Origin of the sequence: Paenarthrobacter sp. 4246 (assembly GCF_040546855.1) — a bacterium.
In the GTDB taxonomy this organism is placed as follows: domain Bacteria; phylum Actinomycetota; class Actinomycetes; order Actinomycetales; family Micrococcaceae; genus Arthrobacter.
This window is the reverse complement of sequence record NZ_JBEPOP010000005.1, coordinates 236,940-261,222: the sequence shown is the minus strand read 5'-3', so window position 1 is coordinate 261,222 and position 24,283 is coordinate 236,940. Positions and strand designations below refer to the sequence as shown.

Genomic DNA, 24,283 nt, shown 5'->3' with positions numbered 1-24,283 from the left:
ACCCTTGACGCTAGAGCCGATACGCCGTACTTGCAGCCTCGGGTAAGGCGTATGTGGACAAACCGGAGGGATCTGCACGGATAGCCCTTGACGCCGCGGCATGGTGTCTCAGCTAAGATGAATCTCGTTGTCGCGTGTGCTCAATGAGGAAGGACCTTCACCGGTGATAGTGGTTGCGGAGAGCGCCGATGTTTCAGACAAGGCGGTAATTGGTGATGGATCGAAGATTTGGCATCTTGCCCAAGTCCGCGAGCAGGCCGAGTTAGGCGTCAATTGCATCGTGGGACGAGGTGCCTATATCGGCACCGGGGTAAAGATGGGGGACAACTGCAAAGTCCAGAACTATGCACTTGTCTACGAGCCCGCGGAACTTGAAGCCGGTGTGTTCATTGGCCCGGCAGTTGTGCTGACCAACGACACCTACCCCCGTGCTGTCGGCCCAGATGGCAGCTTGAAGAGCGCTCACGATTGGGAGCCGGTTGGCGTCACCATTCGCGAGGGCGCATCAATCGGTGCCCGCGCCGTGTGCGTTGCTCCCGTGACCATTGGACGGTGGGCCACAGTTGCCGCCGGCGCGGTCGTGGCTAAAGATGTACCGGATTTTGCCCTGATGGTCGGAGTTCCGGCCAAGCGACACGGGTGGGTCGGCAAAGCTGGTTTCCCCCTGCAGCGCAGCGGAGAGAACTGGGTGTGTCCGGAAACCGGCGCAACGTATGTTGAACAGAACGAGACCCTTCGAGAGGTAGAGGCATGAGCCCCGAATTCATTCCCCCGGCCAAACCCATCATCGGCGATGAAGAGCGCAAGGCCGTTGATGCCGTGCTGGCTTCCGGCCAACTCGCCCAGGGCGCGGAGGTAGCCTCTTTCGAGGAGGAATTCTCCCAGGTCCTCCTCGATGGCAGGGCCGCCGTCGCCGTTAACTCCGGCACCTCGGGTCTTCACCTGGGCCTGCTGGCTGCCGGTATCGGCGCCGGAGACGAGGTCATCGTTCCGTCGTTTACTTTTGCGGCGACGGCCAACTCGGTGGCACTGACTGGTGCCACTCCCGTTTTCGCTGACGTTGATCCGGACCACTACACGCTGGACCCGGCTTCGGTCGAAGCGAAAATCACCGACCGTACAGCGGCCATCATGCCAGTGCACCTTTACGGGCACCCGTTCAACGTCGACGCCATTGGCGCGCTTGCCTCCAAGCACGGCGTCAAGGTCTTCGAGGACGCTGCTCAAGCCCATGGCGCAGCAGTTAATGGTCGCAAGGTCGGCACCTTCGGCGACTTTGCCATGTTCAGCCTTTACCCCACCAAGAACATGACGTCGGGTGAGGGTGGCATGGTCAGCACTGGTCTTGCCGACGTGGAGCGTCGTCTCCGGTTGCTCCGCAACCAGGGCATGGAACGCCAGTACGAGAACGAACTGGTTGGCTTCAACTGCCGCATGACCAACATCCATGCCGCCATCGGCCGCGTCCAGCTGACCAAGGTCAACGGTTGGACCAAGACCCGCCAGGAAAATGCTGCCTTCTTTGACGCGAACATCGAAGGCGTTGTCACGCCTAAGGTCGCTGAAGGGTACGAACACGTTTACCACCAGTACACGATCCGCATCGCTGAGGACCGTGACGGTTTTGCCAAGGCCCTGCGCGAGGAATACAACGTTGGCTGCGGGGTCTATTACCCGATTCCCAACCACCGTCTTGCGCCTTTCCAGACCTCGGATGACCTCCCTGTCACCGAAGAGGCAGCAGCAAGCGTGCTTTCCCTTCCGGTGCACCCGTCATTGAGCCAGGATGACCTTGACCGGATTGTTGCCGCCGTCAACGCTGTCGCCAAGGCGGGTAGCTAGTGGCGAATCTGCGCGCAGGCCTCATCGGACTGGGAATGATGGGGCGTCACCACGCCCGTGTCATTCGTGAACTTGAAGGCGTTGACCTCGTTGCTGTTGCCGATTCCTTCGGCGACCCCCACAACGTGGCCGACGGCCTGACGGTTTTCAACACGGTTGAGGAACTCATCGCACAGGGTATTGATATGGCTGTGGCAGCAGTGCCCACCATCCTGCACGAGGAAGTCGCGCTGCAGCTCGCCGAGGCAGGTGTCCACTGCCTCGTCGAGAAGCCGATCGCGAACGATTCCGAGTCGGGGCGACGCATCGCGGAAGCCTTTGAATTCAAGGGGCTCATCGGGGCCGTCGGGCACATTGAACGGTTCAATCCCTCGCTGCAGAGCCTGCGGGACCGGTTGGAGAACGGTGACTTGGGCGATGTCTACCAGATCAGCACGAGGCGGCAGGGGCCGTTCCCGGCCCGTATCGCCGACGTCGGGGTGGTCAAGGACCTGGCCACCCATGACATCGACCTCACAGCCTGGCTGGCCCAGAGCAACTTCGTCAACGTTGTTGCCCACACCACCTCGCGCAGTGGCCGCGAACATGAAGATATGGTGACGGCCATTGGTCACCTCAAGAGTGGCGTTGTGACGAACCACATTGTCAACTGGTTGTCGCCCATGAAGGAACGCACCACGGTGGTCCTTGGTGAACGTGGCGCGTTCATTGCCGACACCATTTCCGCGGACCTCACATTCGTGGAGAACGGTACGTTCCAAACGGACTGGGATTCCGTGGCGGCATTCCGCGGTGTTTCGGAGGGATCATCGACACGCTTTGCCCTGGCAAAGCGTGAACCCCTCAAAATGGAGCACGAGGCCTTCCGTGATGCAGTTCTCGGAAAGTCGTTGAACATCGTCACCATGGCGGAGGGGCTCGAGACCTTGAGGGTTGCGGAGGCTGTTTTGGAATCCGCGAAATCCGGCTCAGTCATCACTCTCTGAGCACTTCAGATCAAGCAAGGCACCAAGGGGAGGTTGGCCGCTGGCCAACCTCCCCTTGCCGTTTCCTGGCGTGGCACCACACCACCGTGCCCCGCCCCGGATACGGGAACCCGCATCATGTCGGGTAGCCTTGACCAGTAGACGTGGGCATTTCTGTGCCCGCACGCCAATACACAGGAGAGTTTGTGAACGCTGATCTCGTCGTCGTCGGCTCGGGTTTCTTTGGCCTGACCATTGCAGAACGCGCCGCTACCGAGTTGGGGCTGAAGGTCGCGGTGCTTGATCGCCGCCACCATATTGGAGGAAACGCCTACAGCGAGAACGAAGCGCAGACGGGAATCGAGGTCCACCGCTACGGTGCACACCTCTTCCACACGTCGAATGAACGCGTTTGGGAATATGTGAACCGCTTCACCAAGTTCACGAGCTACCAGCACAAGGTGTACACCAGCCACAAGGGCGAGGTTTACCCGATGCCCATCAACCTGGGCACCATCAACCAGTTCTTCCGTTCGGCTATGAGCCCGACCGAAGCGAAGGCCCTCATCGCCGAACAGGCCGGTGAATTGGCCGGGACCGATCCGCAGAACCTCAATGACAAAGGCATCCAGCTGATTGGCCGCCCGCTGTACGAGGCGTTCATCAAGCACTACACGGGCAAGCAGTGGCAGACGGATCCCAAGGACCTGCCGGCCGAGATTATTTCCCGGCTCCCTGTGCGCTACAACTACGACAACCGGTACTTCAATGACACTTACGAGGGTCTTCCGGTTGACGGCTACACAGCCTGGATCGAGCGTATGGCCGATCACCCCAACGTCGAGGTTGTCCTGAATACGGACTTCTTCGACGACGGCGAGTTCGGCAGGTCTTCTGTTTTGGGCCAGGTGCCGGTCATCTACACCGGCCCGGTGGACCGCTACTTCGACTACGCCGAAGGCGACCTGTCGTGGCGCACCATCGACCTTGAAGAAGAAGTACTTCCCATTGAGGACTTCCAGGGCTGTTCCGTGATGAACTACCCGGACGCCGATGCCGCCTATACGCGCATCCACGAATTCCGGCACTTCCACCCTGAGCGTGACTACACCAAGGACGCAACGGTCATTATGCGTGAGTTCTCGCGCTTTGCGGAAAAGGGCGACGAGCCGTACTACCCGGTCAATACCTCTGACGACCGCCAGAAACTGCTCGCATACCGCGACCTCGCCCGAGGCGAGAAGTCCGTCCTCTTCGGCGGGCGTTTGGGAACCTACAAGTACCTCGACATGCATATGGCCATTGGCTCAGCCTTGTCCATGTTCGATAACAAGATCAAGCCGCACTTCACTGGCGGCGCCAAGCTTGAAAGCGGGGGAGTGGACGCATGACGGCTACTACGAACGAAAGTCAGATGACGGCGATGACCACCACGGATGACCTGGCACCTGCCAAAGAAAGCCTGCGTATCGTTCAGCGTGTGGTTTTCCCTGCTAACCGCGACCTCGACACTCTTCCGCTGTATGTCGACCCGGACACCAGCAAGGTGAAGAAGGACGACGGCGACAGCGGCGCCGTCGTGCAGGCCGTTGGCATGACACGGAAACTGCACCCGGAGGACATCCTGGACCGTGGTTCCGTGCAGGTTCGCCGTGGTGAGCGGCTTTCCTTCGGTTCCTATTTCAATGCTTTTCCTGCCAGCTACTGGCGGAAGTGGACCGTTGCCACGAAGACAGTCCTGCATCTTGAGACTGAGGGCGAAGGAACAGTCATTGTCTACCGTTCCAACGCCCGTGGTGCCTCGCAGCGAGTTGATTCCATTCTCGTGGAAGGCGCGGCCAGCAACGACTTTGAGTTGACCCTGGCGCCGTTCGGCGACGGTGGCTGGTACTGGTTCGACCTCATTGCCGGTGGCGACGGAATGACGCTGAAGAGCGCCCACTGGGCAGTCCCGGATGAAGGCCGTCCGCAGGGCCGGGTCACGCTCGGTGTTACGACGTTCAACCGCGCTGACTACTGCCTTGAAACCATCAAGTCTATTGACGCCGACGCCGGCCTGAGGCAGATCCTCGCCGAGCTGATCATTGTAGACCAAGGCAACAAAAAGGTCGCCGACGAAGCCGGATTCGACGCAGTCGCTGAGTCGATGGGTGACCAGCTCCGCGTCATCAACCAGGGCAACCTGGGCGGTTCAGGCGGCTTCGCCCGCAACATGTACGAGATGGTCGTTTCCGATAAGAGCGACTACGTGATGCTGCTGGACGACGACATTGAGCTTGAGACGGAGGGCGTCATGCGGGCAGTGGCGTTCGCTGACCTCTGCCGCAAGCCAACCATTGTCGGCGGGCACATGTTCGACATGTACAACAAGTCGGTCCTGCATGCCTACTCGGAGGTCGTCAACTTCTACCGCTTCCTTTGGGGTCCGGTGGAAGGCCTCGGCAACCACGACTTCTCTTCTGCGGGATTGCGGTCCACCCCTCAGCTGCACAGGCGCTGGGACGCTGACTACAACGGTTGGTGGATGTGCCTTATCCCGAAGACCGTGGTGGAAACCATTGGACTTTCCCTTCCCGTCTTCATCAAGTGGGATGACGCAGAGTATTCACTTCGAGCCCGTGCGGCCGGATTCCCCACTGTCACTCTTCCCGGGGCGGCTGTATGGCACGTCTCCTGGGCCGACAAGGACGACTCTGTTGACTGGCAGGCCTACTACCATGAGCGCAACAGGCTTATCGCGACCCTCCTGCACTCGCCGTTCCCCAAGGGCGGACGTATCCTGCGCGAAAGCCTGAACACGGATGTCAAGCACTTGGTGTCCATGCAGTACTACCCTGAGCAGGCGCGGATCATGGCCCTCAAGGATGTCCTTGCGGGCCCGGGTAACCTGCACCAGCAGCTGCCCACCACCATGCCCAAGCTCCGTGCAATGCGCGAGGAATTCCAGGACTCCCAGGTGAAAACGGATCCCGGAGCCTTCCCGGAGGTCTTCCGGAAGCGTCCCCCCAAGAAGCCGCAGTCCTACAAGCAGCCCGGTGCCCTTGGCCTGCTTCCTTGGGCAGTGAAGACCGTCCTGAAGCAAACGCTGGCTCCCGTGCGTGACTCCGCCAAGGAGAACCCCGAGGCACAGGTGGCGCACCAGGACGGCAAATGGTGGAGCCTTGCGCACTTGGACAGTGCAGTCGTCTCCAATGCAGATGGCACGGGAGCTTCTTGGCACTTGCGTGACCCCAAGCTGGCGCGCCAGCTTGTAGTGGAATCAGCAAAACTCCACGCCCAGCTCTTCTCGAACTGGGAGACCCTGCGGGCCCAGTATCGTGAAGCCCTTCCAGAGATCACTTCGATGGACTCCTGGCGGGAAACCTTTGAAGCGTCGGAGCCCAGCAAGTAGCGATGTCGAACTCCACTGATACGTATGCTGTTCCGGGGGTGGGCGCCGGGTTGTTGGACGTCTACCGCCGGCGTTACCTCCTTAAACTGATTGTCCGCAAGGAACTCCGTGTCCGGTACCGTGGCTCGGTCCTGGGTTTGGCATGGTCCTACGTCAAGCCGCTGGTCCAGTATGTGGTCCTGTTTTTTGCCTTGGGCATCGTGTTGCGGGTTGGGGATCAAATTCCCAACTACGCGCTTTACATGTTCTCCGGTGTCATTGTCATCAACTTCTTCTCGGAGGCATTCTCGAATGCCACCCGATCCATCGTCTCGAATGCGGCGCTGGTAAAGAAGATATATCTTCCGCGTGAGTTGTTCCCGGTGGCATCCGTATGGGTGGCTGCGGTCCACTTCCTGCCGCAATTGATTGTCCTGCTGGCTGCAGCTCTGCTGAGCGGGTGGCATCCGGACATCATGCAGCTCTTCGGTGCCCTTCTTGGTTTTGTCATTGTGGCCGTTACGGCAACAGGCCTTGGCCTGCTGGCCGGTGCCATCAATGTGTTCTTCCGGGATGCCGAGAACATCGTGGACATGCTGATGATGATCGTGACATGGACTTCGCCGGTCTTGTATGACTGGACCATGATCCGTCGCTTGGCTGCGCCTTGGGTATTGACGATCTACCAGCTCAACCCCATTACCGTTGCGGTGGAATTGTTTCACTGGGCGTTTTGGTATCCAACAGTCAATCAGCCTGTCGAATTGCCTCCACACCTCCTGGTGACCGGCTTCATCGGGTTGGGCATGGCGGCACTGTTCCTTGTTATTGGCCAGGTCGTCTTCCGACGGCTCGAGGGCCACTTTGCGCAGGAGGTCTAAATGGGTGCAGCAGTAATCGTCAAGGGCCTGAAGAAAACTTTCAACCTCCGCCACTCGCACTCCATGAAGGAAACGCTGGTGTGGCTCGCCAAGGGGCGAAAAGGGGATCTCACCAAGAAATTCGATGCCCTGCACGACGTCAGCTTTGAGATCCAGCCCGGGGAGACCGTGGCATTGTTGGGCTTCAACGGCTCCGGCAAGTCCACGCTTCTGAAGCTGATCTCAGGCGTCATCCTGCCCGATCAAGGGACCGTTCGCACCAAGGGCAGGGTCGCGGGCCTGATCGAGGTGGGAGCAGGCTTTCACCCGGATTTGTCAGGTCGTGAAAACGTCTACCTCAATGCAGCCATCCTGGGGATGACGGAACAGGAGATCCAGGAAAAGTTCGACGACATCGTTGCCTTCTCCGAGATCGAACAGTTCATTGACACTGAGGTCAAGTTTTATTCCTCGGGTATGTTCCTCAGGCTTGCGTTTGCGGTAGCTGTCCATACCCAACCGGATATTTTCCTCGTGGACGAAATCCTTGCCGTGGGCGACGAACCCTTCCAGAGGAAGTGCCTGGCCAAGATCAAGCAGCTCTCTGATGAAGGCCGGACTTTGGTGGTGGTCAGTCACGACCTCGACATGATTTCGAGGATCTGCGACCGGGGAGTGGTGTTGTCCTCGGGCACGGTCCAGTTCGAGGGTCCGGCTGACCAAGCTGTGGCGTGGCTGCGGGAACGTAACTAACCCGCATCCAATTGCAAAGAGTCGTCTGTCAACGGATGGCTGGTGGAAGCATCTAAGAAAGGCGATCGTAGGAATGGGTATCGGCCCGCTGCTGTTGTGTGTACTCCTGATCGTTGTGTTGTGGTGGGGCCCGGGCTGGATCCTGGGAGAAGCGTTGGGCGTTCGCCGGGTTCTCCTGCCTGTTGTAGCGCCATTGCTCGGAATGGGCGTCCTGACTGTCATCGGCGTCATGGGAAATGCGCTGGGGCTCAGCTGGCAGTTGCTCCCGGTGACTGCCGTCCTGCTGGTACTGTGTGCACTCCTGTTCGCCCTGCGCCTGGCTCTGCGGCGCTATTTCCCGGACAAGTTCGGGACTGTTGCCCAGCCGCCTGTCTTTGGCAAGCAGCTCTTTAGGGGATCGTGGTGGATCCTCCTGGCCGGTTTGGTCGCTGGCGGTGCGGTTGCGGCCGTTTCTTGGATCGTGGGAACCGAAGGCCTCCAAGGAATCAACCAGGACTGGGACATTCCCTGGCACGCAAACATGATCCGACTGATCTCCGTGAACCACGAGTGGGATCCGAGTATCGCGGGCAACTTTGCCTACTACGACACCACAATTCCTGAGGCTCCCATCCGGAGCTATCCGATTGCCTTCCACGCAGTGTTGTCGCTGTTCTGGCCGATGAGCGGTGTCAGCATCCCGGTGTTCCTGAACGTCTTTGTCCTGGTGATGATGGCAGTTCAACTGCCGTTGAGCACCATGGCCTTGACCATGCTGGTCACCCGCCGCCCGATTGCCCTGGCGGCCGCGGCGGCCGTTGCCGGTTGGTTTACGGTCTACCCTTACGACCTCCTGTGGCGTGGCCCGCTGATTCCATTCTTTGCCGGAATGCTGCTGGTAGGGCCGTTCGCCCTGCTGGCAGTCAAGGGGGCACTGGAGCGGCAGAAGTTCTGGATCCCGGGCATCGCCTTTGGCGCAGTCGGACTCATAGCAGTCCATCCCTCACTGGCCTTTGTTGTCCTGCCCGTCCTGATCTTCTGGTTGCTTTCCGCACTGATCCGCCGTAAGGGCAGGATCCTCGGCATCACGGTCTACCTTGCGGTTTCCGGTGTTCTGGCAGTTGTCCTCGGTTGGCCGATCATCGCCCAGATGCTGAAGGAATCCGAGCGCGTCTCCAAGCAGGTTTGGGCCGCGGACACTGACCGCAACGGTGCCATCCAAAACATCATTTTCCTGAACCACGGTTCAATGGCGATGCCGATCCTGACGGCCCTTGTGGCCCTTGGCTGCCTGGCCGTGGTCCTCAGGATCCGCATGTGGTGGTACTTCGGACCTGTCCTCGCCTTCGCCTTCCTCTCGGTCTACACCATGGGTACCGACAACCCACGCTTCATGACTCTGACGGCTCCGTTCTACGACGACCAGTGGCGCATCTTTGGCATCCTGGTGATGCTCCTTGTACCCCTTGCGGGTCTGGGAGTGGCGCAATTGGCTGAAGCCATCGCCTGGCTGGTGGCAAAGGTACGCAACCGCTCGGCCAACTCCACTACGGACGGAATCAAAGCCGGCCGCAGGCCCAGCCACGTGGTGACCGCAGTTGCTGCGGCAGCGGTACTCCTTGTCAGTGGCATTGCGGCCATTCCGTACTTCAAGCAAAACGCGCAACGCATTAACATCAATACCAAGGTGGATGGGGCTACGTTGAGTGCATCCGAGGTTGGACTCCTCAGCAAGATCGATCAGTATGTGCCAGAGGATGCCACCGTTCTGAACGACTCTTGCGATGGGTCAGTCTGGATGTACGCGCTGGGTAACCGCATGCCGATGATCCGCCACTTCGAGATCCTTCCGACCAACCGCCAGTTACTGGTTCTCCAAAAGCTCCCCGAGCTTGCCACCGACTCCGAGGTCCGCGACGCAGCTGCTGAACTGGGTATCGAATGGGTCTACATCGCTGATGGCAGGATCCGGGCGTGGGACGAACCCAAGCCCGGGCTGACGCAGCCTGACTCCATTCCGTATCTTCAGCTCGTAGTGCGTGAAGGAAATGCTGCGCTGTACAAGATTGACTGGTCGCAGCTGCCTGGCGGCAAAGAAGCATTCGACGCCGCAGCGAAGGACCGGCTCCAGCTCGACGGCGTATCGGGAATCCTTGAGAACCGGAACCCTGATGGCATAGCACCGCTAGGAAGGATCTGCTGATCATGAAGGCATTCATCTCCAAGTTCCTGGCGTCCAGTTTGTTCAAGTTCCTGCTGATCGGCGGCCTGAGCTTCCTCTTGGACCTCGGGCTGCTGGCCCTGTGCTTCCAGGTCTTCGGCTGGCCGCTGTGGCTGGCGACCGGTGCGGGCTTCTGGGGCAGCTTCTTCTTCAACTACTTCCTGCAGCGCCATTTCGCGTTCAACGGCGGTGGAACTGCCTTGGGTGGCGTACTTCGCTACTCAGGCCTCCTGGTTTTCAACACGCTTGCCGTGATGGGCATCGTTGAGCTTTTTCAGTTCATCGGGGCCGGCTACGTGATAGGTAAGGTGGTTGCGACCATTGTCACCATGGGGTGGAACTACTTCATTTACAAACACTGGGTCTTCCCGCAAAAGAAGCAACCGACCAGCGGCAGCGAACAGTCAGATGGCCAGTCGGGCACCGACGCGCCAACACAGAAACTCACACCAAACAGCAGCGAAGGATAATCGATGTATCGAGGCGTTCGAATTGCCGCGGTAGTACCGGCCTACAAAGAAGAAAACCACATCGCACAGGTCATCGAAACGATGCCTGATTTTGTTGATGACATCGTCATTGTTGATGACTGCAGCCCGGACGACACGTCAGGGGCAGCACGTCGGGCCGACGACGGCCGGGTCACCTTGATTCGACATGAAGTCAACCAAGGCGTGGGAGGCGCAGTCCTGACGGCCCACAAAGCCGCAATGGAACTGGGCGCCGACATCAACGTGGTCATGGCCGGCGATGCCCAGATGGATCCCGACTACCTGCCGCAGCTTCTTGATCCGGTGGTAGACGGCTACGGATTCGCCAAGGCCAACCGCTTCTTTTCGGGTGAATCATTCGCGGGAATGCCCGGCTACAGGATCTTCGGCAACATTGTGTTGTCCTTCATGACGAAGCTCGCTTCCGGTTACTGGCACATCTTCGATCCGCAGAACGGCTACACCGCCATTCGCACGGAGGTCCTCCGCCGTCTTCCCATGAACAAGGTGGCAGCACGCTACAGCTTCGAAAACGACCTCTTGATCCACCTCAACATTCTGGATGTCCCGATCGTTGACGTGCCTATTCCAGCTGTTTACGGCAACGAGGTCTCCAGCATCAAGCTCCGCAAGGTCATTCCTGAACTTCTTGCCATGCTCTTTGGCGGCTTCTGGCGCCGTGTGTGGTGGAAGTACATGGTGTGGTCCTTCTCCGCAGTTGCCCTCCTGCTGATTGCAGGCATTGCCTTGATCGTCATGGGCCTGGTGGCCGGAATCTGGGTACTTGCCGCCAGTGTGGGTTCACCGACGGCGGGTTCGGTGATGCTCGCTGTGGTGCCCTTTGTGCTGGGCGTCCAGATGCTGCTGGTATCCCTGCAACTGGATATCCAAGCGAGCCCCAACAGGCCAACAATGCATCCGATGAAGGAACGTACGTAGGCTTGTGTTTAAACAGGGAAGGGGCCCGGACGCCAACGCGTCCGGGCCCCTTCCCTGTTCGCCTTCCTAAGGCAGGGATGTGAATCCTCCCCAGCCCCAGCCGACCTGGCTCCTGGAGAGCCATCCAGACGTCCCGTTGCCGGGATACAGGAACAAGTTGCCGCCGGCGTCACGGGCGAGGACGTCGTTCTTGCCGTCGCCGTTGAAGTCGCCCGGCCCGAGGATGGCGGTCATGCCACTCCATCCGCTTCCCACCTGGCCCCGGCTAAGCCAGCCTCCGGTGCCGTTGCCGGGGTAGAGCCAGAGAATGCCTGACGTGTCCCTGGCAAGAACATCGGTCTTGCTGTCGCCGTTGAAGTCCCCGGTACTGAGGATGGCATTCATGGAATTCCAACCGGTACCCACCTGGGCGCTTGAGGCGAAGCCGCCAGTGCCGTTCCCACGGTAGAGCCACAGTATTCCGCCGGAGTCCCTAGCGAGGACGTCTGCCTTCGCGTCGCCGCTGAAGTCGCCCGGCGCCAGGATCAGCGTCATGCCGGACCAGCCTGTGCCTGCTTGAACGCGGGTCTGGAGGCCTCCGGATCCATTTCCAGGGTAGAGCCACAGAACGCCGTTGGTATCCCTGGCCAGGACGTCGCTGCGTCCGTCCCCGTTGAAGTCCTTGGTGGGGACAATGGCATTCAACGAGTTCCACCCGGTGCCGAGCGAGCGTTGGGCCAACCAGCCTCCGGCTCCATTGCCCGGGTACAGCCAGAGCGTGCCGGAGTTATCGCGTGCCACGACATCGTTCTTTGCATCGCCGGTGTAGTCCTTCCAGGTGTTCGCCGGTGGCGCTGTCACGGTATAGGCCTGGGTGACGATTGCCGAACTGTTGTTGGACGTGTCCACTGCAAAATACTTCAGAGTCATCGCTGCTGTGAGGGTAATGGCCGTGGAGTACTTGTTGGCAGCTGTAGCGGTTGGATTCGTGCCGTTGGTAGTGAAGTAGATGCTCGCACCCACCTCATTTGCCGTCAGCGTGATCTGCTGGTTGGCGGGATAGCTGCCCGCAGGCGGGGTCACCGTGACCACTGGAGGTGTCGTATCCAGTACGGTATAGGCCCGAGTGGTGACCGCGGAGGCGTTTCCATAGGCGTCAACAGCAAGGGCCTTCACGGTGGTGTTGCCCGTGAGGGCAAAGGGGGCTGTGTAGGCCTTGGTGCTTCCCGTGGCAGCCGTGGCAGGGGTGGTGCCATCGGTGGTGTAGAAGATGTTGCCCGGCTCGCTCGAGGACATGGTGACCTGTTGTCCCGAGGCATATCCTCCGGCCGCGGGTGCCACGGTCAGCGTTGGAGCGGTGGTGTCGAGTACGTATGTCTGCGTGGCCACAGCCGAGGAATTTCCTGCGGTGTCCCGCGCAAAATACTTCAGGGTCAGCGACGTCAACGGAATCGGGCCAGAGTACACGGGACTCGACGTCGTGGGCACAGTGCCATCCTTGGTGACGTAGATGGTGGCTGCTTCGTTGACCGACAACGTGATGGACTTGCCGGCTCCGTAGGTGCCTCCAGCCGGGTCCACGGAAACCACTGGTGGTGCTGTGTCCGCAGCAAACACCGTCACATTCCTGGTGGCTGTGGACGTGTTTCCAGCGTTGTCCCGCGCTTCCACCGTGAAGGTGACGGGACCACTGGGAACGTTGGTGTATGCCTTGGGCGAGGTACATGCAGTGTAGGCGTTGGAGCCAAGCTTGCACCGGAATCCCGCAATGTCCGTGGCCGTTGACGCGAAGGTGAACGACGGCGAGATGCCCACCGTTGCTCCCTCTGCCGGCGAGCTGATGGAGACCTGTGGTGGAGTCAGGTCGGCGGTGACTGTCACCGACGCCACCGGGCTGACGTTGCCGGCCATGTCTGTGGCCCTGACGCGCAGCACGTGCTGACCTGCGGTTGCCAGGGTGAGCACCTGGCCGTTGGTGCAGGCTGTGTACGTCGTGGTCGAATCCACCGAGCAGGACAGGGCTGAATCAGGGTCGGAGGTGACACCCAGGACAGGCGAGCCGTTGACGGTTGCACCGGCCGTGGGTGAGGTGATGACCGGAGCGGCGGGTGCGGTGACATCGACCGTGAAGGCCCGTGAAACAGGAAGGCCTGTTGGTGCGGCCCTCACCGAGAACGTGTAGGCGCCGTTGGCCAGAGCAGTCGACGGTGTAAAGGTGCCGCCGGTACATCCCTGCCAAACCGGCGTCGCTGTGCTCAGTTGAAGACTGCATTCAAGGGCCCCGCCCGGAGGCGTGGAGGCGACAGTGAAGGTTGGTGTGGAGTCGTTGGTGAAGGCCGGGTTTGCTGCCTGGGTTCCGTTGGCCGCCGTCGGACCGCTGACGATGGACGGAACAACGCCTCCCAAGGTAAGCAGCCTTCCTCGCTCAGCGGGTTTGGCAGGATCCAGTTGTCCCGGATCTTCCATGACCAGGAGTTTGCCGTCACGCATGGCCAGGCCGCCGACCTTACTGAAACCGAGGGCCCATTGGTTGTTGACCGTGTCTGTGCTCAGATCGATGCGGGTGATGGTGTCCTTGCCGACGTCGGCGGTGGTGGTTCCGCCGCCGGTTCCTGTGTAGAGCACCAGGGGCGACTGCCAGTCATAGTAGATGGCCGTCGGCTTGCCGACGTTATAGAGGGGTGCTGGGACATAGTTGGTCAGGACGCCGTCGTCGGGGGCAGTAAAGACTGTCAGGCCAGAGGTTTCGGCAACGTACACCACGACGTTGCCCGCGCTGTTGCGGTGCGTCGCCGCAAGGCTGAGGGAACTGGAATTGACGGATGCGATGGACTCGATGCTCGGGTGGAGTGCCGTCGGATTCACGATCTTCACGATTGACCGCGCGTTGGCGAACGACAGGTAGATATTGCCGTCCGGACCGTCGCTGACGGCGTTCGGACGCAGGTCCCCGTCGAAGATGGTCAGCGCGCCATCGTATTCGAAGACGCCACCATCGGGGTTCCAAACCGCGCGTACGACGTCGGAACTTCCGACGGCGGCATCCGGTATGAAGGCGATTTCATCTCCATCGCCGTGGCTGGCAGGCGATGGATCGATCATGGCGGGCGTACCGGCCAGGGCCGGACCACTGTCGTGCCCGGGCAGCGTCCCGCCCAGGCAAGTGTTTGTTTCGAGACCACCGGCGGTGGTCCCGGACGCCTCTGTCACCCGGCAGAATCCTGCGCGTGCATCGGAAACCCATAAGCGTCCGTCCGGGTCTACAACGGTGCCGGCAGCTTTGGTGAGACCGGTAGCCACGGTTTGACGTGCCTGATCAGCAAAAGCCGGGCCTGCAGTCAGCACGCCGGTAAGTGCCGCCGTTGCGAGGCTGGCTGTGGCCAGGACTGCCGTGAGTTTGTGGTGTTGCCGGTTTCCGGCCGCCCTGCGGGATGCAAGGTGGCGGGGAGACTTAGAGAAGGTTCTTGAGCGACCGGCGAAGGCAAGACATGCCAAACCAAGCTGAAGAACACTGCGTTTGCGCGTGTCCACCGAGGGATCCCCACTTCATTCGGATGCTCCCCAGCTCCGCATGCATTGGTTATTCGCCCCACGCCGTTTCCGGCTGCGTCTACGTCCATCTTCCACCAATTTTCACATTTGTCACTACCAAAGTCCGGAACAGGTCCACATTGGGGTTGGCCACCCGTCCGTCTTGACCGCGCAACCGCTGCACCGCACGATTGAGGTGGAGGTCACAATGCGCAGACTGTTCCTGATGGCAGTGCCGATAGTGATGGCGCTGGCCGCCTGCACTATGCCGTCATCAGAGCCGCCCGCTGGAACCGGTTCGCCGGCGACCAGCAATGCCAGCGCCACCGCCGGGCCCGGCCAGCCGCCGTCGTCCGCTCCGGGAAGCAGCGAAACTGCTCCGGGAAGCAGCGAACCGAGAGGCGTTGCCCCGGCAGCGGGCGACGACGAACCGGGCCGCTTTTCCTACCTCTGCACGAGCCTTGACGCATCGCCCGAAGTCCAATTGTCGAGCTTGGCGGAAGTTTGGGCTGCCACCAATTACACCCGCATGGATTCGTGTGGCGTCACGTTCGAGGGGGACGGGCAGTTTGAGCCCACGCCCCGGGAAGCTGAAGCCATTTCGACAGCTGCGCCGCAAGGCGTGGCAGCTGATGACGGGCTGGAAACCATGCTGGATATCCTTCGCCTCTGCACAAGGATCAGTGATGAAACCGGGCCAGGCGGATTTGCCGAAGCAAGTAGGGGGACGTTGCTGGCAGCGGCGGAATTCTGTCCGGACGCTCCACAGGGAAAGATCATTGCCGCTTGGGCAGAGGGCGCCCGGGTGGGAGATGGGACCCACGTGGCTGGCGAGAACCAAGAGCCGGGGCGATGGCAGTTGATTAAACCGGCCGTCGAGACGGGCGGATGCGCATGGTCCATCACCAGCCAGGACGGCTCCGTTGTTGCCAACGGTGGCCTCGCGGAGGCGGGTAACACCGTGGAACTGAAGGCGGGCCAGAAGTTTACTAGTGACAAATGCGGAATTTGGGGGAAGATGTACTAAGACGCAGCCGGAAACGGCTTGGGGCGAATAACCAATGCATGCGGAGCTGGGGAGCATCCGAATGAAGTGGGGATCCCTCGGTGAACATGCGCAGGCGCAGTGTTCTTCAACTCGGTGTGGCAGGTCTTGCCCTGGCCGGTTGTTCAGGAACCAAAGTAGATACTTCCCAACCAGCCGCACTCGATATGGCACCGGTTATCGCGAGCGACGACAAGGTCCCCATTGAGCGTCCGGAACCTCTGATCCGCTACCAGTTCACATGTACGGCGGCAGATGGCAGCCTCATTGGCAAATTTTCGAGCCTCGAGGAAGTCTGGGCTTCCACCCGGTACATGCACGTCACTGACTGCCAAGTGGTCTACGTCGGAAGCGGCCCGCACCTCCTGACTCCAGAAGAACGGGCAGCCGTCAACGCGGCCGTTGCGGCCGGGGCGGCTCCTGGACAGGACTCCGCTTTGTGCCTGCTCATTATCAGGGCCTGCACACGCACGGATCACAGGACACTTGCAGCTTCACTCGCCGCGTACGGCATACCCGTAGTCAAGGGCGCTTTGACGCTGGCTCCGTTGGCTCCGCAGGCCGCCCAGCTCACCAGGTGGCTGAAGACGGCAGTACCCCTTCAAAGCTGAATATGGGTGGGCCCCGGCAGGATTTACAAGGCCCGGACGCCACTTATAGAGGCCGATATCCAGCCCTTCCAACCACACAAAATTGCGGGATCACATGGTCTAATGAAAGTGGTCTCACGTATTGGCTGTTCAGCGTATCCGGGAAACGAAATTTGTTGCAGAGCAAACGAAGATCACCCGTTGCGCACAATCAAGGAGTGATCTTTAATGGCGTTCAGAATTGGAACTGCAAGCGCTGACATAACGCCGTCGCTGAGCACCAATCCCTACATGGCCGGATATGGTTCAACTGACGGTGGACGCGAGGCGACCAGCAGCTCACCGTTTGAGCCGTTGTACGCACGGGCGATTCTTATCTGGGAAGACACCCACCCCCACATCATCATCAGCCTGGACGTCCTGGCTTTGCCGAGGGCCATGCATCAAAGGATCCGTGACAGGATCATTGACCTTACCTCGTGGTCCAGCAGCGACATCCTGATCCAGGCAACCCATACGCATAATGGACCCGCATTGATTGACACCCTTCACCCCTTCATGGCGTATGGGCTCGCGGACCTGGGTTTGGTGCGTTCCTACAGTGCCGATCTTGAAGACACCATAGTCAACCTTGCCCAGGAAGCGCTGGATGCCGATGAAACGGCGGTGACTTTCGACTATAAGGTTTCGACCCAGAATTTTTCCGCCAATCGGGTTGGCTTGCCATACACCGAGACTGCCGTGCCGATTCTGGTGGCCAGGCGGGGCAATGGTACGCCGGCAGCAGTGATTTTCAGCTATGGATGCCATCCAATCAGTGCTGGTTTGCGGACACTTTTTGATGGAGATTTCGCCGCAGGTGCCTGCAATTATATTGAAAACCGGAACCCGAATTGTTTTGCCATGTTCATCCAGGGGCCGGCCGGGGACCAGGACCCTGGTGGAGTCCGGGGTTGGCAACTCAGGGACCAGCACGGGGACGCATTGGGTGCCACCGTGCACTCAAACATGCAGTCTGCCGGGCGTGCGCTGAGCGGCCCAATGGTCACGCGGTACCAGGAGGTCCAGTTACCGCTGGATATCACTCCAACTGCAGGAAACCTGGCCGCAGTCCGCGCTTCCTACGTAGCCCGACTCGCCAACCCCAACGGCCAACCCCAGTGGTATCAGCGCCATGCGCAGGTCATGATCGGGCGGATCGACAGTAACAGTATTGACACGGCTGTGCCGTCACCCTTCCAGGTATGGAAATTCAACGGAAGCCCCCAATTGAAAATTGCCATGATCGGTGGTGAGCTCGTCAGCGGATACGCAGCCTACTTCCGGAGCAGGAATGGCGGGAACAACGGAATTATTGTTGGAGGTTATGCAAATGAATCATGCTGCTATATCCCAAGCAATGAATTCTTTCCACCGTTCATGCCGCTGGGCAGCTATGAGGGTGGATGGGAGCCTGATTTCCCGGGAATTGCCGGTGGCTCAATGACGGTGTATGGACATTTGGCTCATTTCAAAGCGGGTACCAATGGCGTGGAGACGACGCTGGTCAATGCAATGAATGCCTTGCTTGCCTAACGTGCGCGGTAGTTTACGGCGGTCCAGCCCGAGGATTCCTCGGGCTGGACCGCCTTCACTTTGTGTCGTCGGCCGCTACTTGGCAGCCGGGGCCAGAATCGTCAGGCTGCTCCAGCCCGTACCGATCTTGGTTGGCGTTCCCCATGACCTGTTGGAGCCGACGGGGTAGTATCGCAGGTCCCCGACCGTGGTTCGTGCGATGATGCCCAGCGAACCGGCACCTGCGAAACCACGGATCGCTGCAAACTCCGACATCACATTCCAGCCCGTGCCCACAACGCCGGCGGATTCCTGGACGAAGTTCCCGGTGCCGTTGGAGCGGTACAGCTTAAGATCGCCGGTGCCCGTTTTGACGAGGAGGTCGGCATTGGAATCCTTGTCGAAGTCCACCTGCGTGATCTCCAGGCCCGTCCAGCCGACGCCAATGGATACACCGGTGGAAACGGTCTTTCCGGTGGGGTTGTTAAAGTAGTACAACCGGCCCGTGGAGTCATATCCCACAATTCCCGGATGCGCGTCGGCTTTCTTCCAAGTGCCGACACTCAGGGTCCAGTCTTTCCAGTTGCTCCCCAGGGAGATCGCGGCTCCAAAGCCGCTGCCGTTCCTGCCGGGGTAGACGTTCAAGCGGCCGTCGGACCACTGCGCCACGATATCCAGGGCGCCGTCGCCGTTCCAGTCTGTTACGAAGCCTGCCTTCAACCCCGCCCAGCCCGTGCCGATGAGGTCTTCAGGCAACAATGCAGTGGTGCCGGTTCCCGGGTATCGGTAAAGATTGGCATCGGGGCGGACGGCCACGATGTCCTCTTGGTCAATCCCAAGGGTGGACTCTACGTCAAGTGCTGCACCGCTGATGAGGCTTGCATCGTTCCACCCCACGCCGATGAGGCTGCGGTTGCCCCACGATCCGGAACCGGCGGGGTAGTAGTAGAGGTCTCCGTTCGAGGCCCGGGCGTGGAGTCCCTGGGAGTCCGCTCCGTTGAAGTTGATTGCGGAGCTCACTGCCGTCATGCCACCCCAGCCCGAGCCAATGACTCGTCCCGGCTCGCTGATGAAGCTGCCCACACCGTTGGAGCGGAAAAGCCGCAGGGTGCCGTCCGTTGTGCGTGTGACGATGTCCTGGTTGCCGTCACCATCGAAGTCGATCTGGTTCAGTTGGTGTCCACTGAACCCGGTTCCTATCAGGACACCGTTTCCGAGTCCGCCGCCACCACTGTTCGAGTATCTGTACAGGTTCCCCCGATAGTCCTGTCCAATTACTCCGGGATAGGCATCCTTGAAGTTCCACCAGCCTACGGTCAGCGACATTTCCTGCCAGCCGGAACCTACTTGGATGGGTGCGTAGAAAGAACCCCCGGGAGCTCCCCGGAAGACTTTCAGCGTCCCGTCGGACCACTGGGAGAGGATGTCCTGGACGCCATCCTGGTTCCAGTCCACCACGTAAAGGGCCTTCGCGCCGGACCATCCCGAGCCGATGGCCACAGGTCCGGTGATTCTGCCGGCCCCATTCGCCGGAAAGGCGTCCAAACGTCCTGTCGAGCTCGTAGTCAGGATGTCTGCGGCTGATTTGATGGACGGATTCCAAGGATTCGCAGCCCCGCGGGCAAAGGTCCGCAGCTGGTCGTAGCTGCCGTTGAAGATGTTTGAATCACCTTCAAAGGGACCGGTACTGCTGTACTGCCACATGGTGTAGTTTCCCCAACTGACCGGCATGGAGCCAGGGGAGTTGGTGGGGTTGTTCCAGTACGAAGCGATCCAGAGAGGATAACTTCCGAACGTCGTGTTGCCAACGCAGGTGTTCCACCAGTCGGTGGTGCTGTAGATGACCGGGAAGCGGCCTGTCAGGGCTTTTACCGTGTTGCCAAAGTCAGCTGCCCATTGCCCCAATTGTGCCTTGGACATGTCATAGCAGGTGTTCCCGAAGTAGAACCCGTTGATGGTTCGCCCGGCGTAGGGGTTGTATTCGATGTCCAGGACTGGCGGGAGGGTGTAGCCATCAGCCGTCCAGCCTCCACCGTTCGCTACGAAATACCGTGCTTGATCAGCACCTGATGACCAGTTGGGGATGGCGAAGTGATAGGCGCCCCGCACCATACCGACATTGCGGGAGCCGTTGTACTGCTGTGTGTAGTTCTCGTTGAGGTAGTAATTGCCTTCGGATGCCTTGACGTACGCCCAACGGGATCCCTGGTTCCACTGGCTTTGCCAGTTCACGTTTCCTTGGTGGGCACTGACGTCCTGCCCTGCGATGCCGATAGTGGGCCGCCAATGGCCAGGGTCGGCGGCCAAGGGGACGGCGGCGCTGACTGCGCCTCCTACTGCCCGTGAACCCGACGCTCCCGACGCGTCCTTGCCCTGCTTGGCTGCCAGGACACGGGGAGACCTTTGGCCCATTTCGGCGCCGCCCGCCGGGATGGCTGCCAGCATTGCTGCCTTCATCGCTTCAGCGTTCGGGGCGTTGCCGGGCATGGCCATCGTTGATGGCGACTGCGCTTGGGAATCGTTCGCTGACCCGGCTGCCGGCAGCGGCACTGTTGCAGGTGAAGGCCCGACGGCGGGCAAGGGCTGCTGCTGCCCGGGCACCTGGGTCTCCGCGGGAGTCGGGCTGCCAGGGGATGGTGCCGGGGCACCGGTACCTGCTGGTTCCGGCACTGTGGTTGCTGACTGAGTCTCCGGTGGAGGAGCTGGGCGTGGTCCGGTCGTTTCCGCCCAGGCGGGAGATCCAAGGCAACTGCCCGCTGCCAGGGCGATCGTCAGCGCCAGGCCGACCCGGGCCAGCGGAGTCCGGCGGGACGGGTCACTTGAACGTCTTTTCATCTTTATATCCGGCCCTGTACCGCGGCTCAGCGGCGCATGGGGTGGCTTGCGGCCAAGCTCCGGGGCGGGCGCTTGCGCATGAGACCAAAGGCCAGCTCCTAACGGGCTTTACCCTAACATCCTGAAACTGGAGTGACTAGTGGGATTTGGGTTGCTGACGTGACTGCTGATCCACAGTTATCCACATGCCCGCTCCTCTGGGTTGAAGGGGTGTGGGGGCTCCCTTAGCGTGAATGAGGCGAGATGTTCCTCTCGTTTATCAAACTTCGTGGGCGGTGGGGGAAGAAGTGGATGCTGTAAGGATCGTCGAGGGAGAAGTAAGGGAGCTCATTCGGCGCAAGGGACTGGATCCCTTGGAGCAGGCTTCGGACGTCAGGCTTCTGGTGGAAGCGGCAGTGAATGACTACGACGAACGTGCGCTTTTGGCTCCCCTTCCTTCCCTCGGCCACCTTGAGACTGCCCGGCGGCACATCTTCGATGCGGTGGCAGGCTTCGGTCCGCTGCAGCCGCTCCTGGACGATGCCGCGATTGAAGAGGTCTGGATCAATGCGCCGCACGAAATCTATGTTGCCCGCAACGGTGAATCGGAACTGACGGGCATCAGCCTTACAGAGCAACAGGTCAGGGACCTTGTGGAACGAATGCTCAAGAGTTCGGGGCGTCGGCTGGATCTTTCATCGCCTTTCGTCGATGCCGCCCTTCCTGATGGTTCACGGTTGCACGTGGCCATCCCGGACATTACCCGTAAGCACTGGGCCGTCAACATCCGGAAGTTCACTGCCCGGGCAAGCCGCCTGGAGCATTTGGTCGAGCTGGGAAGCCTTACGCCGCAGGCCGCACGGTTCCTTGGAGCAGCTGTGGCCAGCGGTCTCAATATCCTCGTATCGGGTGCAACCCAGGCCGGGAAGACCACCATGTTGAACTGCCTTGCTGCGCACATCGGTTCCCGTGAACGTGTCATTACGGTGGAAGAGATCTTCGAACTGCAACTCCCGCTGCGAGACGTCGTGGGACTTCAGTGCCGGCAACCCAATCTGGAAGGAGGAGGCGAAATTCCGCTGCGGCGGTTGGTCAAGGAAGCCTTGAGGATGCGCCCGGACAGACTGGTGGTGGGGGAAGTCCGTGAAGCGGAGAGCCTCGACATGCTGATTGCGCTTAACTCCGGCTTGCCAGGTATGTGCACCGTCCATGCCAATTCCGCACACGACGCGGTGACCAAGATCTGCACGCTCCCGCTTCTGGCAGGGGCAAATATTTCCAGTGCTTTCGTGGTGCCCACGGTCGCATCCTGCATCGACCTCGTCGTGCACTGCAGCCGTCACTCTACGGGCCGCAGGCAGGTGACTGAGATCCTCTCCCTGGGACGGAGGGTCGAAAACGGAATCATCGAATCCTCGGGTGTGTTCGGCATGGTCGGCACCCAACTGCTGCCACGGGCCAACTCCATGCCTGCCGCGGAAAAATTCGCCCGGGCAGGATTCGACGTTGCCGCTCTTTTGGAACTGAACTGATGGCGCCCCTTCTCGGCATCCTCTGCGGCCTTGGGATGTTCCTCATCTGGTGGTCCTCGTGGGTACAACCGGAGGTGGAAGCAAAGGAAACGGGCCCCGGGCGCCTTGAGCTGCTGCTCACCTCAGCGGGTATTGAGAAAGTGACGGGTGGGGGTCTTCTTCTCACGTGCGGAGGCTTCGGCCTCTTCGGATTTCTGGTGTTCTTCGTCGTGACGGGATCACCGCCTGTTGCAGCCTGCTTTGCCCTCTTTGGTTCGTGGGTACCTTTCGCAGCGGTCCGTTGGCGGGCACACAAGCGCCGGGCTGCACTTCGACTCCTGTGGCCGGACATCGTGGACCACTTGCGCTCAGCCATACGTGCCGGTCTCGCCCTGCCGGAAGCGCTGATCCAATTGGGATACAAGGGACCGGAAGAACTTCGCATGCTGTTCCTGGACTTTGGGGCGGACTACAGATCCGGCGGACAGTTTGAGGCTGCCCTGAACAGGCTGAAGGCACGGCTGGCCGATCCTGTGGCGGATCGAATTATCGAGGCACTCAGAATGACCCGAGAGGTTGGTGGTTCGGATCTCGGCCGGATGCTGGGCACTCTTTCCGAGTTCCTGAGAGACAGCGCGCGCACGCGAAGTGAGCTTGAAGCCCGACAGTCATGGACCATCAATGCAGCACGGCTTGCGGTAGCGGCTCCTTGGGTGGTCCTGGTTGTCATGGCCAGCCGGCCTGAAGCGATGTTGGCCTACAACTCGGCCACAGGAGCCATGGTCTTGCTCGGTGGGGCTGCTGGTATCCGTTGTCAGCTACTCCGTGATGCTGCGGGTTGGGGCGTTGCCTGAGGATCAGCGGGTGCTTCGATGACCACTACCACCGCGTTCGCCGTGCTCTACGGGCTGCTTCTAGGGGCGGGGTGCTGGCTGATCCTCGTGCGGCTCCCTTTCATGCGTGGGAACACCTTCTCGGACCGCATCGAGGCCCAGTTGAGGTCACGGAACCTGGAATCGCGGCTCCTGCGCACCGCAACCCGTAACCTCACACCGTTCGGCCCGCTGGAGAGGATAGTGCGTCCCATCATTGGTGACGCCATCACGTACCTGTCCCGGTTCAATATTGGGTCTGCAGCGCTGGGAAAGAGGCTGGCGCGCGCTGGCTCTTCCAAATCCACTCTGGATTTCCGGGCCGAGCAGCTCCTGTGGGCCGGCGCAGGTTTCGTAGCGGCGGTACTTATCGTCGCGATAAGCGCCGCGGCAGGGCAGTTCAGCCCGGCTTTCCTTGTTGTTTGTGTCGTCATTGGCGCAGCAGGGGGGTACATGCTCCGTGACTATGTTCTGGGACAACGGATCAAGAAGCGGGAATCGGCGATGCTGTCCGAATTTCCGAGTCTCGCGGAGTTGATGGCGCTCGCGGTTGCTGCAGGCGAGAGCGCCATGGGCGCCATGGACAGGGTCAGCCGCAGTTCCAGTGGGGAACTCTCTGCAGAGTTTGGTCTGGTCCTTGCCGATGCCAGATCCGGCAAGTCACTTTCGGAGGCACTCCAAGCATTCTCCACGAGGTCGGGGCTGCCGCCCTTGGTCAGGTTTTTTGACGGGCTGGTGGTCGCGGTGGAACGGGGGACGCCCTTGGCCGATGTTCTCCGGGCGCAGGCTGCGGACGTCCGCGACGCAGCCAAACGCGAGCTCATGGAGTCCGCAGGCAGAAAGGAAATCGCCATGATGGTGCCCCTTGTTTTCGGGGTGCTCCCGCTCACAGTCGTCTTCGCTGCCTTCCCGGCCATGGCTGCGCTGGAAATCAGCCTGTAAGCCGGACGTCGAGACCGCCAAAGAA

At 60.4% G+C, this 24,283-nt stretch carries 18 protein-coding genes and 1 pseudogene; 17 read left to right on the top strand and 2 right to left on the bottom strand.

Going from position 1 to position 24,283, the window contains the following annotated elements:
* Positions 1 to 136: 136 nt before the first annotated feature.
* The 10 genes from ABIE35_RS11595 to ABIE35_RS11550 all read left to right on the top strand — a co-directional run bounded on the left by ABIE35_RS11595 (position 137) and on the right by ABIE35_RS11550 (position 11,420).
* A complete protein-coding gene (locus ABIE35_RS11595) occupies positions 137 to 754 on the top strand; it encodes an acyltransferase (RefSeq protein WP_026540062.1) in 618 nt (205 codons plus the stop codon).
* Entirely contained in the window at positions 751 to 1,842 is a 1,092-nt protein-coding gene (locus tag ABIE35_RS11590; protein WP_207594016.1) for a DegT/DnrJ/EryC1/StrS family aminotransferase, read from the top strand. The genes ABIE35_RS11595 and ABIE35_RS11590 overlap by 4 nt, the downstream gene beginning before the upstream one ends.
* On the top strand, positions 1,842 to 2,828 hold the full coding sequence (locus ABIE35_RS11585; protein ID WP_354515015.1) for a Gfo/Idh/MocA family oxidoreductase: 987 nt from the start codon (positions 1,842 to 1,844) through the stop codon (positions 2,826 to 2,828). Before ABIE35_RS11590 ends, ABIE35_RS11585 begins: the two co-directional genes overlap by 1 nt.
* 185 nt (positions 2,829 to 3,013) lie before the next feature.
* On the top strand, positions 3,014 to 4,198 hold the full coding sequence (gene glf / locus ABIE35_RS11580; protein ID WP_207594015.1) for a UDP-galactopyranose mutase: 1,185 nt from the start codon (positions 3,014 to 3,016) through the stop codon (positions 4,196 to 4,198).
* Positions 4,195 to 6,198 (top strand): glycosyltransferase, encoded by a 2,004-nt coding sequence (locus ABIE35_RS11575; RefSeq protein WP_354515013.1) that lies wholly within the window; start codon positions 4,195 to 4,197, stop codon positions 6,196 to 6,198. Before glf ends, ABIE35_RS11575 begins: the two co-directional genes overlap by 4 nt.
* Positions 6,199 to 6,200: 2 nt before the next feature.
* Entirely contained in the window at positions 6,201 to 7,058 is an 858-nt protein-coding gene (locus tag ABIE35_RS11570; protein ID WP_354515011.1) for an ABC transporter permease, read from the top strand.
* Positions 7,059 to 7,790: an ABC transporter ATP-binding protein gene (locus ABIE35_RS11565; protein WP_089595598.1), complete on the top strand. Its 732-nt coding sequence runs from the start codon at positions 7,059 to 7,061 to the stop codon at positions 7,788 to 7,790.
* 73 nt (positions 7,791 to 7,863) lie between these two features.
* Positions 7,864 to 9,972: a DUF6541 family protein gene (locus tag ABIE35_RS11560; protein WP_354515009.1), complete on the top strand. Its 2,109-nt coding sequence runs from the start codon at positions 7,864 to 7,866 to the stop codon at positions 9,970 to 9,972.
* 2 nt (positions 9,973 to 9,974) lie between these two features.
* Positions 9,975 to 10,460, top strand: coding sequence for a GtrA family protein (locus ABIE35_RS11555; RefSeq protein ID WP_207594012.1), 486 nt, complete (start codon positions 9,975 to 9,977; stop codon positions 10,458 to 10,460).
* 3 nt (positions 10,461 to 10,463) lie between these two features.
* A complete protein-coding gene (locus tag ABIE35_RS11550) occupies positions 10,464 to 11,420 on the top strand; it encodes a glycosyltransferase family 2 protein (protein ID WP_089595595.1) in 957 nt (318 codons plus the stop codon).
* Between the two features lie 66 nt (positions 11,421 to 11,486).
* On the opposite strand, the gene ABIE35_RS11545 is transcribed toward ABIE35_RS11550, so the two are convergent.
* A complete protein-coding gene (locus ABIE35_RS11545; protein ID WP_354515007.1) occupies positions 11,487 to 14,699 on the bottom strand; it encodes a chitobiase/beta-hexosaminidase C-terminal domain-containing protein in 3,213 nt (1,070 codons plus the stop codon).
* A 457-nt stretch (positions 14,700 to 15,156) separates the two neighbouring features.
* Here ABIE35_RS11545 and ABIE35_RS11540 point away from each other — a divergent pair, with 457 nt between their 5' ends.
* The 3 genes from ABIE35_RS11540 to ABIE35_RS11530 all read left to right on the top strand — a co-directional run bounded on the left by ABIE35_RS11540 (position 15,157) and on the right by ABIE35_RS11530 (position 18,140).
* Positions 15,157 to 15,957, top strand: a complete 801-nt coding sequence (locus ABIE35_RS11540) for an Rv1352/Rv1906c domain-containing protein (RefSeq protein ID WP_354515005.1) — start codon at positions 15,157 to 15,159, stop codon at positions 15,955 to 15,957.
* A gap of 86 nt (positions 15,958 to 16,043) precedes the next feature.
* On the top strand, positions 16,044 to 16,586 hold the full coding sequence (locus tag ABIE35_RS11535; protein ID WP_354515224.1) for a hypothetical protein: 543 nt from the start codon (positions 16,044 to 16,046) through the stop codon (positions 16,584 to 16,586).
* A gap of 207 nt (positions 16,587 to 16,793) precedes the next feature.
* Positions 16,794 to 18,140, top strand: a complete 1,347-nt coding sequence (locus ABIE35_RS11530; RefSeq protein WP_354515004.1) for a hypothetical protein — start codon at positions 16,794 to 16,796, stop codon at positions 18,138 to 18,140.
* A 75-nt stretch (positions 18,141 to 18,215) separates the two neighbouring features.
* Here the strand turns inward: ABIE35_RS11530 and ABIE35_RS11525 are convergent, their stop codons facing one another.
* Positions 18,216 to 20,576, bottom strand: a complete 2,361-nt coding sequence (locus ABIE35_RS11525; protein ID WP_354515002.1) for a GH25 family lysozyme — start codon at positions 20,574 to 20,576, stop codon at positions 18,216 to 18,218.
* Between ABIE35_RS11525 and ABIE35_RS11520 the strand changes: the two genes are divergently transcribed.
* The 4 genes and pseudogenes from ABIE35_RS11520 to ABIE35_RS11505 all read left to right on the top strand — a co-directional run bounded on the left by ABIE35_RS11520 (position 20,551) and on the right by ABIE35_RS11505 (position 24,258).
* Positions 20,551 to 20,805 carry a hypothetical protein gene (locus ABIE35_RS11520; RefSeq protein WP_354515000.1) on the top strand — a complete coding sequence of 85 codons (255 nt, stop codon included), beginning with the start codon at positions 20,551 to 20,553 and terminating at the stop codon, positions 20,803 to 20,805. The two genes, ABIE35_RS11525 and ABIE35_RS11520, sit on opposite strands and share 26 nt — an antisense overlap.
* A gap of 436 nt (positions 20,806 to 21,241) precedes the next feature.
* Positions 21,242 to 22,465, top strand: a complete 1,224-nt coding sequence (locus tag ABIE35_RS11515; RefSeq protein WP_354515223.1) for a TadA family conjugal transfer-associated ATPase — start codon at positions 21,242 to 21,244, stop codon at positions 22,463 to 22,465.
* Positions 22,465 to 23,320, top strand: a pseudogene (locus tag ABIE35_RS11510) (type II secretion system F family protein). Before ABIE35_RS11515 ends, ABIE35_RS11510 begins: the two are co-directional and overlap by 1 nt.
* Entirely contained in the window at positions 23,317 to 24,258 is a 942-nt protein-coding gene (locus ABIE35_RS11505; RefSeq protein ID WP_354514998.1) for a type II secretion system F family protein, read from the top strand. The pseudogene ABIE35_RS11510 and the gene ABIE35_RS11505 overlap by 4 nt, the downstream one beginning before the upstream one ends.
* The last annotated feature ends 25 nt before the right edge of the window (positions 24,259 to 24,283 follow it).